The sequence below is a fragment of the Vibrio scophthalmi LMG 19158 genome (assembly GCF_000222585.1).
In the GTDB taxonomy this organism is placed as follows: domain Bacteria; phylum Pseudomonadota; class Gammaproteobacteria; order Enterobacterales; family Vibrionaceae; genus Vibrio; species Vibrio scophthalmi.
Genome location: NZ_AFWE01000223.1, coordinates 25,602 through 41,260, shown reverse-complemented (window position 1 = coordinate 41,260; position 15,659 = coordinate 25,602). Strand labels below are relative to the sequence as shown.

Below are 15,659 nucleotides of genomic sequence, written 5' to 3'. Positions count from 1 at the left end.
CTCAGATAATTTCATATCAGAAAAGGAGAGTATTGTTAGAAATTAAAAGCAAATCCCGCCCCTAATGCACTCTCATCAAAATTGTAATTGGAGATGGTAAGACCATAGCCCGTTTCAGCCTTTAAATAACCATTTAAGCCCTGATAGAGCGGAAAACTCCACGACACGCGGTAAGCCCCTTTCTGCCAATCTTTGGTCAATAGATTGGCAACGGTCAGTTTAACTTCATGGGAATCTAACGGTTGCCAACCTAACTCCATTTCGCCATAGCCCAAAAAATCAACGATGTCTGGGTTATAGTCGTTATTACCAATATCAACCCAGGGCTTTATACGCAAGAATCCCTGTTCAAACCGCCATTTCGCATCGACATAAGCGCGATTCCAACTCACTTCATAATCACCACCCGCGCCATTTGACTGATGTTCAAAGCCAAACGACAGTTGCCAAGCATCATGATTTAGTCGGTAAAACAGCTCTGGGTTGTACTGATCATCACGAAAATAGGCCGAATCGTCATACGCTTCCCAGTTTGAGCGCTGCGTATAGCCGATAAAAACACCGTGATCATCCCACGTCAGTAGTTTGTATTTCACACTCAGTTGAAATTGAACGAAGGTATCTTTCGCAGCATGCCCATTAGGATTGAGCGGTTCATAGCGACGCTGGTTGACCTTGCTCTCGTGATAAAATGGCAAAATGTAATTATCTCTATGCGCTGAAAAGCGACGCTCTTCAGCCTGCGTGACTGAAAGAGGTAACGACACTAACAACAGCACCAATGTCGTTTTCATCCCTAGTCCCTCACCCAATTGTGACCTCAACATAATAATCCTTTTCATTAACACGACTCACGGCAGGTAAATCGCGACCTCCAACAAAGGTAAGTTGCTATTAGTTGGAGTATAGCTAGTAGGAGTATAGAAAAGTCCGACGAATCGGCCATTATTTGTTGATTGTCAGTCATCTAGCTTGCCACTGTGGCAGCCTCTGACTTGCCTGATTACCTTATTTTAAGGCTGACCCGATCAAAAATGAGGCACGCGAGCCTCATTTTTCACAGTGGCATTGTGGATCGCTAGAGCGTAAAGACAACATCACTCAACATGAACAATACGATCACTAGCAACGTTAACCCATACCCCGCATTAGCGATAATGCTCATGGCTTTCGTAGTCGGAGTTTTCGGCGTGCGATCGAAGCGACGTGAATGTTGTTTCTTCTGCTCGACTTTGTCTCGAATGGACTGCTGTGACATCACTTATCCCTCTCGATATTAGACTGCTGAAGTGTAGCTTGTGACTTCGCCGACTGAACTTGAATCACTTTTCGCTTAGCGCGACTGCGCAACCATTGACGTGTTTGCTGACGCTTCTCAACCAGCAGGTTTAGACCTCGCCCCAAGGGACAAAATAAGCGGCACCAATAATCTTTAATGAAAAAACTACCAAACAGAGCCAACGGTAAGAGGTACCACTGCACACCAACACCATCGAGTGAAAATAGCATGGAGAACGGCTCATACGATGCTACTGCTGGATTGCGCGTAATAAAAATAAGCATCAATGCTGACCACAACAACACGTTTACCACCGTAATCGCGTGATTATTAATCCAACATGATAGCGCAATATTGTTTTTGCCTAACTTATGTAACCAGCGCTGAATATGATGGAATGGGCATAACTGACTGCAGTAAAGGTTTTTCCCTAACCATACAATGCCAACCAACACACTCAGCAATAAAATATACAGCGAAGGGTTTTGTCGTGGATCGGGCCAATAGCCCAAGATTAAACTCGATAGTGAAGCGATCGACAGTGCCATGTTGGCCCAAAAACCAATCACCACCACCGATAAAGCTCCAACAAACATAATATGATACTTACGTAATGTGGCAGGCATTTGGCGTTCAAACAACACCATCAATACCAATAAAGTGAGCAGCGCATCCGTCCACTGAAAACGCCACGGCGTAGCTTCAACTTTCGGTGACAACCCACGCTGAAGTGCCGCTTCGTGTGCTGCTTTACGAACCGCTTCGGTCATGCCCTCAACAGTCAAAGTAGCCCCACTCACACCATCAATATCGAAACCATTGCGCAGCGTGTCACTAATAGTTTTGCCATTGATGCGATCGAGAAAGCGCTGATTCAGTACATTGACCACATAACCTGCGGTATCAATGTGATCTACCAAGATGGCATTACGAATGCGCTGATTGTTATCAATCTCAAAAGCCATCACCAAAGGACCGCCATAACCATTCGCCGACGCAGCATAAGTCGTGACGCTTCCCGTTACTCCTGAATAGGTAAATTGGTGTTCCTGACCATCGATCTTGGTCACTGTGACTACGTTTAAATAGCGCGCAAGCACATGGTTTATTCCCACTTGCTGGCTATACCCAACCCACCATGCAACCAGCAATAAAAGGATAGCAAAAGGCTTGATCAGCGGCGTTACACAGCGCTGCCATAATGTAAGATATTTGACCGAAGATGGCTTCCTTGTTTTCATTTCGACAACTAAAAAGAGAGACGTAATTCCATTGTGCCACCTTTCTTTCGCCGCTCTTATGCCTAAGAATGGTTACCCGTATAGCAATATTGCTATAGTGATCAATAACTAAACCTCTCTCTCAACAAGCCGATAACAAGTCAAAGAAATAGCATGCTCTAGTTCAATCTTTGATGATCACGAGATAGATTTTACCGTTGGGCTAACGATAATCTCCGAGCACTAGGAGAGATTATGAAAATCGATGATCTGGCATTATTTGTTGAAGTGGCTGATCAGCTCAGCTTCACCGAAGCCGCAAACAATTTAGACCTGCCCCAATCAACCGTTAGCCGAAAAATAAAACAGATAGAGGATACGCTACAGTCACGACTATTCGAGCGTACCAGCCGCCAGATTTTTCTCACACAACAAGGCCACCAGTTCTATAAGCACAGTAAAGCGATTGTGGAGGAGTTCCGCCACGCTCAAGACAATCTGACTGATTTTCAATCTGAGCCAAGCGGCGAAATTCACTTATGTATGCCGGGCTTTTTTTGTGAAGTATTGTCGAAAGAGTTCTTTGATGACTTTATGCGCACCTTCCCAAAAATTCGCATTCATATCAAAACGCTCTCACCAACCCAAATTGAACAAACCAATGACGCCGATCTGTTTTTCTATATTCAACCACCGAAAAACAGTGGAATGGTCGCGCGTCGTTTGTATACTTTCAGCCGTCGTTTTTATGCCTCTCCAGACTATTTAGCCGCTCATGGAATCCCCAATCACCCACTCGATCTTGTTCACCATAACTGCTTGCGCTTTGATTCGCGCCTAGTTGATCCTTCTTGCTGGCACTATAACGAAGGTAATGATGTGCATTGTGTCCAAGTGGATGGCACCTTTATCTCTGAATCCATTCGTTCCACGATGCAACTGGCAGCCAAAGGCCATGGCATCTGCTATACACCACAGAGTTTGACCAACACGTTAGTACGGGAAGGTAAATTAATCTGTCTATTTGATGGCAAATATTCTTTTGAACAACCTTATTACGTGATGTATCACTCACGTCATCACATGCCGAAAAGGGTCCGTGTATTTCTCGATATGCTGACGCAATATGTTGAACAAAAACATGATCTATTTGATTTCTGGATAGGGTTATAGCAGCACCGATCTGCATACCCTTAGCAAGGATGTCTATTATCGTTTCCAGTATTATCGACTTGGAACGATCATGGAAAAACAACCTAATCCAGCGGCTGAGAAAGAGACTTCTACGTTGGAAAACCCCAATCGCCGCAACCTATTCAAAATGGGTGCAGCGGCGACCGCTCTTGCGGCCACAGGTGGTGCTGCCGCATTTATCAATTATCGTGTTAAAGGCGTACCACACGACAGTTTCCCGGTTGAAATTGATGACACTGTTCTGACTCCTTTCGATCAGCGAAACTCAGTATTCAGCTATGCAATCTCACAAGAGTTGCAACAGCAGTTTCCAGAGCGCAACCTTGCCTTTGCTGAAGAACTCGGTATCCCTGACTTCACTTTTACCAACATCATGCAGTCGCTCAAAGCGCACGCTCAACCAAACCCGGCCGCATGGGATAACAACACTCCAGGCTACCGCCAAATTGACTGGGCACTATGCCACGCAGCCGTTGGCCCATTAGATCGCTATCTGGCTCCATTAAGTAAATTTGGTGCACCAAAGACAGGTGAACATACTTGGGAACAGCTAAATCTCGCTACCGAGCAATGGCAGTTTGAATCTCCAGCTGATGCCAGCCAACATATCAAACGTGCCGCGTGCATGTTTGGCGCAGATCGCGTAGGGATTACCCACAACGATGAACGCTGGAATTACTCACCTATTTATGACCCAATCACAAGCACTACCTACACCTGGGAAGACGACTTCCCTTTCAAACCGAAAACCGTGATTGTGCTGGCGTTTGAGATGGATTATGAAGCGATCCGTACTGCACCTTCTGCGGTTTCAGCTGCATCGGTTAACAATGAATACACCGAAATGTCATTGGTTGCTGGCCAGTTGGCGGACTTTATTCGTCGCCTTGGCTATCAAGCCGTCGCTTCTGGTAACGATTTAGGCAACAACGTGGCTTATAGTGTGGCGGCAGGGCTTGGTGAAGGCGCACGCAACGGCACTTTAATCGTTCCGAACTTTGGTAGCCGTGTCCGTACAGCCAAGATCTACACCGACTTCGACTTTGTTGAATACGACAAGCCACGCTCATTCGGTATTATGGAGTTTTGTGAAAACTGTAAGCGTTGTGCAGAGCAGTGTCCGTCAGGCGCGATAAGCATGGATGATAAGCCTTCAATGGCTCCGACTTATCCAGGCAGTGAGCGCATTGAGATTTCATGGCACGGACAAAAAGGGGTCAAAAAATTCTATAACGACGCGAAGAAGTGTTTTAAATACTGGGGTGACAATGGCATTGGCTGCGTAATCTGTATCAAGGCCTGCCCATGGAACAAACCTGATTTCTGGCACCATCGCCTAATTGATGCTTCTAACACGGTGACCACTGGCTTTGTGCATAAGCTGATGACCGAGGCGGATATTCTGTTTGGCTACGGCAATATGGAAGTGGACAAAGCGGTCGATAAATTCTGGCTGTCGGATAAGGAGAAGTAACATGATCGGCTTAATGTGGTACTTGATGGGAATGCTCACCACTGGGGCGTTGTGGGGCTATCTTCATATAAACAAACGCTATCGTTTAACATGGGTGAGTAATCTCGCCCTTGCCGCTGCCTTTGGTATTTTATGGATTTGTATCGGTTGGTCTTGGGCTTCATTTGCCGAAGATGAAGCACAATCTGGGGCAATGGGGTTGGTTTGCTTTGGCTTACCAGCCATTATCTTGCTCAACCTTACCTGGAAGCGCTTAATCGCGCCTAATAAGCTTGGCTAGCTTTTAACCTCGATAAAAATAAATAACTCTCACGGTTGAAAGCATAATAAAAAACGAAGCCTCGATTTGATCGAATGGCTTCGTTTTCTTTTTTAACGCAAAGGTTGTACTAAATCGGAACGATTAGCTCAAGTGTGCGTAAGCAGTAATAAACGCCGCTTCTTGAAACTGACGTAGGCCCGTATCACGGAAATCTACCATTGGCGCAGTGCGCTTAAGCGCTTGCTTGATATCAACTGAGCTCATGAACTGAACGTCAAGGCCGTCGATAAGCTGGATCGCAGACTCTAGCTTAAAGCCGATTGCGCTACCGGCAAATTTACCGCGAGTTTCGCGAGTACGGATAACCACACGGTCTACTTGGTAATCATCAAGCAGTTTTTTGAATGCGAATTGGAAGTCACGCATCTCTTTGTTATCCAAAGAATCCTTGATGATGAACTTTTGAGTTCGACAATCAGGGATATCCATCATGCTATTACTTTTACTCAACAAGCAGATAATCGCTTCGTTGCTACGTAGCTCAACAGCACAAATTTTCATGTTTTCACCTATCTTTTAGTTAGCCCCTAAGTGTAAGCAAGTTTGCTGACGATGTCTTTAGGTTAAAGGCGTTAAAAATAAAAAACTCATGGCTATAGAGCCTACGTTAGCCGATATCAATGACTTGTTATCACTGGTTTAGCATTAACTCATCGCTTCACTATCAATTTGAATTAATACCGCATCAGGTCGCCAATATTCAAATTCACCATCCATTAACTGACCATCTTGTTTGTAGTTAATACGACATATCTTCAGCACCGATTGCCCTTCAGCAAGATTGAGCGCTTTGGCAACATGGCGTGGCGCCGAGGTTGATATGACATCAAAATGGGATCGTTTGGTTTCATAACCATATTTATTGCGATAAAGCTGCGTCAGCGACGTTGCTAGATTTTCATCTAATATGTCTGCAAACAATGTACTTTTCAGTACATTTTCAACAAACAATACCGCCCTTCCATCAATATATCGCAACCGCTCAATCACATACACTGACGTCATATCTGGTAGCTTGAGTGCCTGAGCATACTCCCCTTGCGCGCTTTCTTTGCGGGCATTGATCACCTTGGTTGCCGCGATTCGTTGTTGATCACGGATCATCTGATGAAAGTGCGTGCGCGAAAGTGGGTTATAACAAATTCTCGGCGGAGAGACGTACCAACCTCGTCGCTCTTCGCGATAAATCAGCCCTTCCGTTTCCAAAGCCACCAGCGCATCTTTGATTGTAATGCGAGTGGTTGAATACAAACCGCTCAATGCCCTTTCAGATGGCAACTTTTGCCCTTTCACCATCAATCCTGAATGTATTTGGTCACTCAAGCTGGTTTTAATTTTGCCTAGTTGTGTTTGTGAATGCATTACCTTGCTGATCTTCTCCATCAATGATGGCTACACAACATAAAGTGGGTTTATCACAAAAATATGACAGCTAACAGGCTGATTGAAAACAGAGTTGTCATCACTAACCTCGCTCAAAGTGAAATATAACTGCCATCGAAAAGCATCAAAACTGTCAAATAAGTTGCGCCAAACCGTCACATTACGCCCATAGCATACAAAACGAACTTACTGACCTAGTCCAAGAGGATAGAGACTATGAAAACTTTGTTAAGTCGTTCCACTTTTGTATCTGCCACTCTGGCAGCGGCGACACTTTCTGTACCGGCTCTCGCGACATCAACGGATGATGCCAATTTAGAAACACTGGTTAAAGCGGCGCAAAAAGAAGGGGCGGTTTACAGCGTCGGTATGCCTGATAGTTGGGCAAACTGGCAAGGAACATGGGCAGATATCAATGCGAACTACGGTTTAAAACACCAAGATACTGATATGAGTTCAGCGCAGGAAATCGCCAAGTTTGAAGCAGAGAAGAAAAATGCCACGGCAGATATCGGTGACATCGGCTTTGCCTTTGCTCGCGTTGCGGTCAAAAAAGGGGTCACTCAACCTTACAAACCAACCACATGGAATGATATCCCTGACTGGGCTAAAGACAAAGATGGCCACTGGGCACTGGCGTATACCGGGACAATTTCATTTATTGCCAACAATACATTGGTCGATAACCCACCGAAAAACTGGAGCGACCTATTAACGGGTGATTACAAGGTAACCGTCGGTGATGTCGGTGTTGCTGCTCAAGCCAATAATGCCATTCTCGCCGCAGCCTTTGCCAATGGTGGCGACGAATCCAACTTGAAGCCCGCGATCAAATTCTTTGCCGAGCTCGCCAAACAGGGCCGTTTGTCCTTTACCGATCCAAACATGGCTACGCTTGAAAAAGGCGAAGTTGAAGTGGCCATTATGTGGGATTTCAACGCGCTAAATTACCGCGACAAAATTGATCGTGAACGCTTTACCGTTACGATTCCACAAGATGGTTCGGTCATTTCAGGCTATACCACCATCATCAATAAATACGCTAAAAACCCTAACGCAGCCAAACTTACTCGCGAATATATTTTCAGCGATCAAGGCCAAATCAACCTCGCTGACGGTTACGCTCGTCCTATTCGTACCAGCATTACCCTGCCAAAAGCAATTCAAGACAAGCTGCTGACCAATGACCAATACGGCAATGTTCACCCGGTTAGTGATTTCTCTGCATGGGAAAAATCGTCGCGCAAACTGCCGCGTCAATGGCAAGAAAGCGTGCTGATCCACCAACAATAGTCCGCAATCAATGTCTAAAACTTCTATTTTAGAACTCATAGAGAAACTGTAATGAGCAACAAGGTTATCCTTATTGTTCTAGATGGCCTCAACTACCCGGTAGCCCGTGATTGCATGGGCTACCTCAATGGTCTACTAGAACAGCAACGTGCGACACTTTATTCCATCCAGTGTGAATTACCGTCGATGTCACGACCTTTATACGAGTGCATTCTGACGGGCGTGCGCCCGGTCGACAGCGGTATCGTCAACAATGACATTGTCCGTTTATCGCATCAGCAATCGATTTTTAGTCTTGCTACCGCGCAAGGTAAAGTCACCGCGGCAGCCGCCTACCATTGGGTCAGTGAACTTTATAACCAAGCGCCTTACCAAGCCGTACGCGACCGTTTTACCAACAACAAAGCACTCAATATTCAACATGGCTGCTTCTATCATTGGGATCATTACCCTGATGAAGCACTCTTTTTGGATGCCGAGCATTTACGTCTCACCCACCAGCCGGATTTTTTGTTGGTTCACCCAATGAACATCGATGATTTAGGCCACAAATATGGCGTGGATTCGCGTCAGTATCGCAACAGTGCTCGTCACGCAGACATCATTTTGTCTCACTACATCGATGGCTGGTTAGCTGCCGATTACCAAGTGATCGTCACCAGTGATCATGGCATGAACAACGATTTATCCCATGGTGGCATTTTACCTGAAGAGCGCGAAGTACCGATGTTTGTCATCGGCAACCAGTTTTCGCATCACAGCGCTGATGCTCAAAAACCAATCGAAGTGAAACAAACCGAGATTTGCGGCTTGATTTGCCAACTGCTTAATCTCGAACACGACAAACCCTACACTCCGGAGTTGCTGGCGTTATGAGTACCACTGTCATTTCACAATCAAGTACCGCCTATCAATCTAGGTCACATTCAGCACTCAATCGATTGAAAGGCTTCAAACCCGTTCTGTGGCTCGTCCCCTTTGCTTTGTTCTTCTACCTGTTTCAGCTCGCGCCAATGGCGTGGGTTTTCATCAATAGCTTTATTTACGAAGAGGCGTTTTCGTTAGAGAACTACACAGAGGTGCTTGATTCTGCCTTTATGCTGCAAGCGTTTGGCAACAGTCTTTGGCTAGCCGTATGGTCGAGCCTATTCGGCTTGATGATCGCAACTTTACTGGTTGCATCCCTACGCCGTGTCGATAGCAAAATTCGCGATGGGGTGATCGCCTTTACCAATATGAGCAGTAACTTTTCCGGTGTTCCTTTGGCATTCGCTTTTATCATTATTTTAGGCACCAATGGAGCGATTACTTTACTGCTAAAACAGCATGGCTTATTGGGGGATTTCGACCTTTATGGTCAATGGGGATTGCTGATCATTTATGTCTATTTCCAAATCCCACTGGCGGTTTTATTGCTCTACCCTGCTTTTGATGCATTGAGCGATGACTGGCAAGCGGCGGCCTCATTATTAGGGGCTAAAACGTGGCAATACTGGAGCAAAATCGCTTTACCCGTGCTTTCACCAGCGCTGCTTGGCACCTTCATTATTTTGATCGCCAATGCCATTGGTGCCTATGCCAGTGTCTATGCACTCACTTCTGGCAACTACAACGTGATTACGATTCGCATTGCCAGTCTTGTCTCGGGTGATCTCTTCCTTGAGCCTAACTTAGCCGCTGCTATTTCTGTGGTGCTGATGGCTATGCTGGCCTTTATTACCGTCATCAACCAATGGCTCATCTCAAAGAGTTACGCAGGGAAGAAGTCTCATGCAAAACGTTAACCTTCGTTTTCATCAAACCGTGGTGTATTCCATTGTTGGCATCATGTTGGTACCCATTCTTGCGACCCTCATTTATTCGCTTTCTTCGAGTTGGGGCGCCACCATTCTGCCTGATGGTTTTAGTTTAGATTGGTATATTAAGCTACTTACCGACCCGCGTTTTTTACATGCTTTTGGCCGTTCATTGTTCATCTGCATTGCATCACTCGCCTTGAGTGTGGCGCTGGTGTTGCCGGCAATTTTTGTGGTGTTCTATTACTTTCCAAAACTCGACAAGGTAATGAACATCCTTATCTTGCTGCCGTTTGCTGTGCCGCCAGTGGTCTCATCGGTTGGTCTATTGCAGCTTTATGCCGACAGTGAAATCACTTTAATTGGTACGCCTTGGATCTTAATCGGCACTTATTTCACCATCGCCTTACCTTTTATGTATCGCGCTTTAGCCAACAGTTTTGAAGCGATCCATTTGCATGATTTGATGGATGCCGCTCACCTGCTTGGCGCAAGCACCAGTAAAGCTTTCTTATTAATTATTCTGCCTAACTTAAAGAAAGGGTTAATGGCGTCACTGTTTCTCTCTTTCTCATTCCTATTAGGCGAGTTCGTGTTTGCCAATATTCTGGTGGGCACGCGTTATGAAACGCTACAAATCTACTTATTCAATATGCGTCAAACCAGTGGCCACTTTACCTCTGCACTGGTCATGACCTACTTCCTATTTATATTTTTACTAACTTGGCTAGCAAGCCGTTTCAGCCAAGGAGCCAAATAATGAGCTACGTAACCGCAAACAACCTAACCAAACGCTTTGGTGACAATACCGTGTTCGAAAACATTCAATTTAGCATCGAACAAGGCGAATTCATTACCTTACTCGGCCCCAGTGGCTGTGGTAAATCCACTTTACTGCGTAGCCTTGCTGGGCTCAACCCCGTCGACGGCGGTGAAATTTGGGTCAACGGTGAAGAGATCACCCATCAAACACCGCAACAACGTGGTATTGGCATGGTATTTCAATCTTATGCGCTGTTTCCCAACATGACCGTCGAGGGCAACATCGCCTTTGGCCTCAAAATGAAGAAGTTGTCCAATGATGAGATCCAGCGTGAAGTGGCCAAAGTCATTGAGCTTGTTGATCTAAAGGGCAAAGAAAAACAATACCCGCACGAGCTTTCTGGTGGGCAAAGACAACGTGTCGCACTGGCGCGAGCCTTAGTGGTCAAGCCTCGTATCCTGCTGCTAGACGAACCTTTATCTGCCCTTGACGCCAAGATACGTAAGCACTTACGTCAGCAGATCCGCGACATTCAAAAAGAGATGAATTTGACCACCATTTTTGTCACCCATGATCAGGAAGAAGCGATGATCATGTCAGACCGAATCTTCTTAATGAATAAAGGTGAGATCGTTCAAGCTGGTACACCTGAGGAGATTTACACTCAACCAGCTAATGAGTTCGTTGCCGGCTTTATGGGCCATTACAATCTCGTGGAAGCGCATAACGCCAAGCGACTATTTAATATCGATACTGGATGGAAAGTGGCCATTCGCCCTGAGTCTATTTACGTCAAAGAGCAAGGTCGCCACTATGGCAGCCATATTTCTGCTCCTCAAACCGCCACGATTAAAAATCATCAGCTACTTGGCAATGTAATTCGCTATCAAGTAGACGTTGACCAGTGTGAATTAACCGTCGATTTATTAAACCGTTCATCAGAGCGACTGCTCGCCAACGGCAGCCAACTTGAACTCCTATTTAACCTCAACGAAATTCAGCCAGTGAGAGCATAACGATGTCGAACCCCCTCTATGTATTTGATATGGACGACACGCTTATCGATGGTGATTGCGCCATGATTTGGAATGCGTTCTTAGTGGAAAAAGGCATCGCAACACAGCCGGATTTTCTGATTGAAGATCGTCGTTTAATGGCACTCTACGCCGCTGGTGAAATGGATATGGAAGACTACCTGCAGTTTTCCATGGCACCACTGGCTGATATACCTACTGAACAGGTTCATGAGCTCGCCGACGAGTGTGTTGTTCGCGACATTCTACCTAGGCTATACCCACAAGCAACACAACTTATCGAGCAACTCGCCCATGATGGCTGCGATATGTTGGTGATCTCTGCCAGCGTCACTTTTTTGGTCGAAGCCGTCGTAAAGCGGATCGGGATTCCCCATGCATTAGGCATTGATCTTTTCCAAAATAACGGCTGTTACAGCAGTGATATTCTCGGCGTACCAAGCTATCGTGAAGGCAAAGTCACTCGCCTTGAAGCATGGCGACTCGCCCAACAGCAGCGATTTTCTCCGATTCACTTCTATAGTGATTCGATTAATGACCTGCCATTGTGTCAGTACGCCGATTTCACCTATCTAGTCAATCCATGCCCACGTTTGCGCGAGCATGCCAACCAACCTAATTGGCAGATCCTCAAGTGGGAGAGATAGCACGTCTTCGTCAATAGGCTTCTAGGGCTTTGCTCTTGTATTATCGACAAAGTAAAGCCCCAAAGACTTGTGATTTTAACTTTCTAACTCTATCTATCCTCTATTTCACCACTATCAAAAATGAGCACTTATGTTGTAGGTAAAAACATAGCGCACTCTAATGAACGGCGTAGACTCAGTAAAATAAGACAGCCGCTATACTGTCTTTATTCATAAAATTATAAGTCAGCATAGAAGATCGCATTATGGCATTATCACGTGTAAAGGAAGGAGTGGATGAGCTATTCGCTGCTCTACCAAAATCAGAAAAAGTGCTGCACGCTTTAATTCTTATTTGGGTTTTAGTGCAGATCATTACCTCTAATTTCATGCATGTTCATGGGGATACACTGTGGGGAAGCATCAACCTCACAGCTAAGTTGCACGCTTATGGTGGACTTTGCTTACTGCCTATCACATTGGTGTTTGTCTACCGAGTCATTAAACGCCGTACCATTGCCGATATGTACCCTTGGTTATCTGGTAATCTCAACCAAATTAAAATAGACATAAAAGTCATTAGCACGTTACGCCTACCCGAATCACAACCAGCAGGTTTAGCGGCGACCGTTGAAGGTTTAGGTCTACTTGCTTTAGTGCTCGCATTAGTGACGGGGGCGATATGGTATCTCGTCGCCAGTAACTCAGGCACCGCACCACAACTTCTCGAAATACACAAAACCAGCGTTGGTTTAATCGAAACTTACTTCTACGCACATGGTGGTATGGCACTACTGCACTATATTCACTGGTGGCGTAATAAAGGATAAATATCGACAGATGTAGTTAAGGGGCATTAAACGCCCCTTTTTTATAATTCAAACGTGATGCTTCGTCTTCTATAAGAACGATTTTAAGCCCTGCGCTAAGCGAGTTACCGCTTCGATAAGCTCTTGTTGATTTGCGTTAGTGAAGTTTAGACGCAACGCCGCAGGAGCACTTTCTGCCTCAGGGTAAAATACTGGGCTTGGCACCACAGCAACCCCCGTTGCGAGTAACTGCTTTGCCAACTCAAAAGTGTCACATTGTGGAAGCGAAACCCAAATGAACATCCCACCATCAACCGCGTTAATCTCACATGATGTTGGTAACTGCTGCTTAAGCTCACTATAAAGCGTTTCATAACGTGCTTTATATAACGAGCGAATCGATTCAATATGCGCTGGGAAGTCATCATGTTGCAATAAACCAAGCAGCAGCGCTTGCATCGGCACACTAGAGTGGAGATCGGCGCCTTGTTTAATTTTAATCAGAGGCTCAATGAAGCTTTGCTTGCCGCTCACAACACCAATACGCAGACCCGGAGAGGCAATTTTTGAGAACGAACGCAGTACGATAGAGTGCTGCGGACAAAACTCTGACACCATCGGTAGTGCTTGCCCTTCAAAGCGCAATTCACGATAGGGAGCATCTTCAATAAACGTCACTTCATGCTGTTGACATAATTGTGCCACTTTCTGGCGAGTCTCTAACGTCCAGCAGACACCAGTCGGATTATGAAAGTCCGGTACGGCATAGAACATCTTTGGCTTATGCTCAACAAAGCTTCGTTCTAGCTCTGTAAGATTTGGGCCTAATTCGGTTTGAGAAATCGTCACTAAATTAGCCTGAACTAAACCGAATACTTGCATTGCACCAAGATAACTTGGCGCTTCCATTATCACAGTATCACCTGGATCGATATAAGCACGCGCAATCAGATCCAAACCTTGCTGGGAACCTGTCGTCACCATCGCTTGATGAGAATCAGGCAATTGATAGTAATCACGCAAGAAACTGAGCAACGGCGTATAGCCGGCTGTCGAGCCGTATTGGAAGACCTCTGGCATAGTGGCCAAGCTATTTAACATCGGCTTCATAAGATCAATAGGGAACGTCGATTCGTCCGGTAAACCACCCGCCAACGAAATGACATTTTTATCACACGCAGCCGCGAGGATTTCCCGAATATAAGACGATTTTACTTGTTGTAACGCGCGCGCAATTTCCATGGAGTCCCTGTCTGTTTTTGTTTTTTATCGTTGCCAAGTCATCTCTGTACTTGGTCAAAGTACCCACTTCCATGGTTTAAAAACCTATTTTGCGAAGTGATGTACAATTTGTTGTGTTTATTGATAGTACTGCGTGTTGCGCGAATTGATTTGTCCATTTATGCTCTCTGTTATGTCCATTTATGCGAATTTTAACGGTGAACCAGCAGCACGTATCTCGAATCAATGATGTTCTTTTTTATATCCATCAAGATATTAGTCAAGAATTGGCCGGCCGAGAGTTAGCCAAAATCGCGGCCTACTCCGAACAACATTTTCACCGTATCTTCAAACAAGTCGTGGGAGAATCACTCCATCAATATATTCGCCGAACACGGATGGAATATGCTGCAAACCAATTGATGTTCGACACCAAATCACCTGTGATTGATATTGCTAACAAATGTGGCTTTAGTTCGCTTTCATCATTTAGCCGTGCATTTAAAACCACCTTTCATATGGCACCCGGACAATGGCGACAGCACGATTTTCAAACTTCAGCGAAACCCTATTTAAAAGATGCAGAAATCGCCGCCGGCTATCGCCTCATTGCTCAGCGTCCGATACCGCTAGCCAAAATCCTTAACGTACCCTCACGAAATGTCGCCTATGTTAGACACGTCGGTTATAACCGCTCCATTCGGCAGGCATGGCTTATTCTCAACGCATGGGCAAACTCAGAGGGACGCAAAGTAACCGAACAATTTGGCTTGCATCATTCCAATCCAGCCTGGGTCGAACTCAACCAATCACGTTATGTGGCCTGCATGACGATCGACAAACCCGTCGCAGTTCGCGGCGTGGTCAATCAAATGGTGATACCCGGAGGCTTACATGCCGTCTTTAGGTTGGAAGGAAACTATGGCGAACTACTGCCGCAGATCAGCCTGATCCTCGAAAAGTGGCTGCCTAATTCAGGGTTTAAATTGCACTCTACACCCGCCTATGTGCACTACCATCAAAATCACTTTCTCAACGATAGCGAACACTTCGAGTTAGACTTTTTTTTGCCGATTGGTTTCTTTTAATAACAGACATTAAAAACGCGATAAATGAATTCAATCGAAACCATCATTATATTTAAAGCAATTAGTATCCTATATAACTGCATAAATTCTCATTTAGTGATACATTTTCCCAAAATATAACCCTACCCCATGCGGTTAATAGCTAGAACTATAAAAA

The 15,659-nt window shown here is 45.3% G+C and carries 17 protein-coding genes; 11 read left to right on the top strand and 6 right to left on the bottom strand.

What is annotated here, in order from left to right:
* Nucleotides 1-35: 35 nt before the first annotated feature.
* From RH88_RS20945 to RH88_RS20935, 3 genes are all read right to left on the bottom strand, one after another.
* Complete coding sequence (locus tag RH88_RS20945; protein WP_005599825.1) at nucleotides 36-794, bottom strand: phospholipase A; 759 nt, start codon at nucleotides 792-794, stop codon at nucleotides 36-38.
* Nucleotides 795-1,078: 284 nt separating this feature from the next.
* Nucleotides 1,079-1,258 (bottom strand): hypothetical protein, encoded by a 180-nt coding sequence (locus RH88_RS20940; RefSeq protein ID WP_005599823.1) that lies wholly within the window; start codon nucleotides 1,256-1,258, stop codon nucleotides 1,079-1,081.
* Entirely contained in the window at nucleotides 1,258-2,520 is a 1,263-nt protein-coding gene (locus tag RH88_RS20935; RefSeq protein ID WP_138944312.1) for an FMN-binding protein, read from the bottom strand. Before RH88_RS20935 ends, RH88_RS20940 begins: the two co-directional genes overlap by 1 nt.
* Nucleotides 2,521-2,754: 234 nt before the next feature.
* Between RH88_RS20935 and RH88_RS20930 the strand changes: the two genes are divergently transcribed.
* The 3 genes from RH88_RS20930 to RH88_RS20920 all read left to right on the top strand — a co-directional run bounded on the left by RH88_RS20930 (nucleotide 2,755) and on the right by RH88_RS20920 (nucleotide 5,447).
* On the top strand, nucleotides 2,755-3,672 hold the full coding sequence (locus RH88_RS20930) for a LysR family transcriptional regulator (protein ID WP_005599819.1): 918 nt from the start codon (nucleotides 2,755-2,757) through the stop codon (nucleotides 3,670-3,672).
* Between the two features lie 70 nt (nucleotides 3,673-3,742).
* Nucleotides 3,743-5,167: a reductive dehalogenase gene (locus RH88_RS20925; protein ID WP_005599817.1), complete on the top strand. Its 1,425-nt coding sequence runs from the start codon at nucleotides 3,743-3,745 to the stop codon at nucleotides 5,165-5,167.
* Between the two features lies 1 nt (nucleotide 5,168).
* Nucleotides 5,169-5,447, top strand: a complete 279-nt coding sequence (locus RH88_RS20920; RefSeq protein WP_005599814.1) for a hypothetical protein — start codon at nucleotides 5,169-5,171, stop codon at nucleotides 5,445-5,447.
* Nucleotides 5,448-5,570: 123 nt separating this feature from the next.
* Here the strand turns inward: RH88_RS20920 and RH88_RS20915 are convergent, their stop codons facing one another.
* The gene (locus tag RH88_RS20915) at nucleotides 5,571-5,990 is read right to left on the bottom strand and encodes a DUF3010 family protein (RefSeq protein WP_005599812.1); all 420 of its coding nucleotides are present in this window, start codon (nucleotides 5,988-5,990) and stop codon (nucleotides 5,571-5,573) included.
* Nucleotides 5,991-6,134: 144 nt separating this feature from the next.
* Entirely contained in the window at nucleotides 6,135-6,851 is a 717-nt protein-coding gene (locus tag RH88_RS20910) for a UTRA domain-containing protein (RefSeq protein ID WP_005599811.1), read from the bottom strand.
* Between the two features lie 237 nt (nucleotides 6,852-7,088).
* Here RH88_RS20910 and RH88_RS20905 point away from each other — a divergent pair, with 237 nt between their 5' ends.
* The 7 genes from RH88_RS20905 (at nucleotide 7,089) to RH88_RS20875 (ending at nucleotide 13,214) form a co-directional block, all read left to right on the top strand.
* Nucleotides 7,089-8,165, top strand: coding sequence for an ABC transporter substrate-binding protein (locus RH88_RS20905; RefSeq protein WP_005599808.1), 1,077 nt, complete (start codon nucleotides 7,089-7,091; stop codon nucleotides 8,163-8,165).
* 51 nt (nucleotides 8,166-8,216) lie between these two features.
* Complete coding sequence (locus RH88_RS20900; RefSeq protein ID WP_005599806.1) at nucleotides 8,217-9,041, top strand: alkaline phosphatase family protein; 825 nt, start codon at nucleotides 8,217-8,219, stop codon at nucleotides 9,039-9,041.
* On the top strand, nucleotides 9,038-9,949 hold the full coding sequence (locus tag RH88_RS20895; RefSeq protein WP_005599803.1) for an ABC transporter permease: 912 nt from the start codon (nucleotides 9,038-9,040) through the stop codon (nucleotides 9,947-9,949). The genes RH88_RS20900 and RH88_RS20895 overlap by 4 nt, the downstream gene beginning before the upstream one ends.
* Nucleotides 9,936-10,721 (top strand): ABC transporter permease, encoded by a 786-nt coding sequence (locus tag RH88_RS20890; RefSeq protein WP_005599801.1) that lies wholly within the window; start codon nucleotides 9,936-9,938, stop codon nucleotides 10,719-10,721. Before RH88_RS20895 ends, RH88_RS20890 begins: the two co-directional genes overlap by 14 nt.
* Nucleotides 10,721-11,740, top strand: coding sequence for an ABC transporter ATP-binding protein (locus RH88_RS20885; protein WP_005599799.1), 1,020 nt, complete (start codon nucleotides 10,721-10,723; stop codon nucleotides 11,738-11,740). The genes RH88_RS20890 and RH88_RS20885 overlap by 1 nt, the downstream gene beginning before the upstream one ends.
* 2 nt (nucleotides 11,741-11,742) lie before the next feature.
* The gene (locus tag RH88_RS20880) at nucleotides 11,743-12,405 is read left to right on the top strand and encodes an HAD family hydrolase (protein WP_005599797.1); all 663 of its coding nucleotides are present in this window, start codon (nucleotides 11,743-11,745) and stop codon (nucleotides 12,403-12,405) included.
* 245 nt (nucleotides 12,406-12,650) lie between these two features.
* Nucleotides 12,651-13,214, top strand: a complete 564-nt coding sequence (locus RH88_RS20875) for a cytochrome b/b6 domain-containing protein (protein WP_005599795.1) — start codon at nucleotides 12,651-12,653, stop codon at nucleotides 13,212-13,214.
* Between the two features lie 69 nt (nucleotides 13,215-13,283).
* Here the strand turns inward: RH88_RS20875 and RH88_RS20870 are convergent, their stop codons facing one another.
* Entirely contained in the window at nucleotides 13,284-14,435 is a 1,152-nt protein-coding gene (locus tag RH88_RS20870; protein WP_005599793.1) for an aminotransferase-like domain-containing protein, read from the bottom strand.
* Nucleotides 14,436-14,632: 197 nt separating this feature from the next.
* Between RH88_RS20870 and RH88_RS20865 the strand changes: the two genes are divergently transcribed.
* Nucleotides 14,633-15,502 carry an AraC family transcriptional regulator gene (locus tag RH88_RS20865; protein ID WP_005599790.1) on the top strand — a complete coding sequence of 290 codons (870 nt, stop codon included), beginning with the start codon at nucleotides 14,633-14,635 and terminating at the stop codon, nucleotides 15,500-15,502.
* Nucleotides 15,503-15,659: the final 157 nt, after the last annotated feature.

Excerpts from the sequence above, each read along its gene's own strand:
- RH88_RS20920 (WP_005599814.1), top strand. The coding sequence starts at position 5,169 with ATGATCGGCTTAATGTGGTACTTGATGGGAATGCTCACCACTGGGGCG.
- RH88_RS20895 (WP_005599803.1), top strand. The coding sequence starts at position 9,038 with ATGAGTACCACTGTCATTTCACAATCAAGTACCGCCTATCAATCTAGG.
- RH88_RS20930 (WP_005599819.1), top strand. The coding sequence starts at position 2,755 with ATGAAAATCGATGATCTGGCATTATTTGTTGAAGTGGCTGATCAGCTC.
- RH88_RS20880 (WP_005599797.1), top strand. The coding sequence starts at position 11,743 with ATGTCGAACCCCCTCTATGTATTTGATATGGACGACACGCTTATCGAT.
- RH88_RS20945 (WP_005599825.1), bottom strand. The coding sequence starts at position 794 with ATGAAAACGACATTGGTGCTGTTGTTAGTGTCGTTACCTCTTTCAGTC.
- RH88_RS20885 (WP_005599799.1), top strand. The coding sequence starts at position 10,721 with ATGAGCTACGTAACCGCAAACAACCTAACCAAACGCTTTGGTGACAAT.
- RH88_RS20875 (WP_005599795.1), top strand. The coding sequence starts at position 12,651 with ATGGCATTATCACGTGTAAAGGAAGGAGTGGATGAGCTATTCGCTGCT.
- RH88_RS20905 (WP_005599808.1), top strand. The coding sequence starts at position 7,089 with ATGAAAACTTTGTTAAGTCGTTCCACTTTTGTATCTGCCACTCTGGCA.
- RH88_RS20890 (WP_005599801.1), top strand. The coding sequence starts at position 9,936 with ATGCAAAACGTTAACCTTCGTTTTCATCAAACCGTGGTGTATTCCATT.
- RH88_RS20925 (WP_005599817.1), top strand. The coding sequence starts at position 3,743 with ATGGAAAAACAACCTAATCCAGCGGCTGAGAAAGAGACTTCTACGTTG.
- RH88_RS20910 (WP_005599811.1), bottom strand. The coding sequence starts at position 6,851 with ATGCATTCACAAACACAACTAGGCAAAATTAAAACCAGCTTGAGTGAC.
- RH88_RS20915 (WP_005599812.1), bottom strand. The coding sequence starts at position 5,990 with ATGAAAATTTGTGCTGTTGAGCTACGTAGCAACGAAGCGATTATCTGC.
- RH88_RS20935 (WP_138944312.1), bottom strand. The coding sequence starts at position 2,520 with ATGAAAACAAGGAAGCCATCTTCGGTCAAATATCTTACATTATGGCAG.
- RH88_RS20900 (WP_005599806.1), top strand. The coding sequence starts at position 8,217 with ATGAGCAACAAGGTTATCCTTATTGTTCTAGATGGCCTCAACTACCCG.
- RH88_RS20940 (WP_005599823.1), bottom strand. The coding sequence starts at position 1,258 with ATGTCACAGCAGTCCATTCGAGACAAAGTCGAGCAGAAGAAACAACAT.
- RH88_RS20870 (WP_005599793.1), bottom strand. The coding sequence starts at position 14,435 with ATGGAAATTGCGCGCGCGTTACAACAAGTAAAATCGTCTTATATTCGG.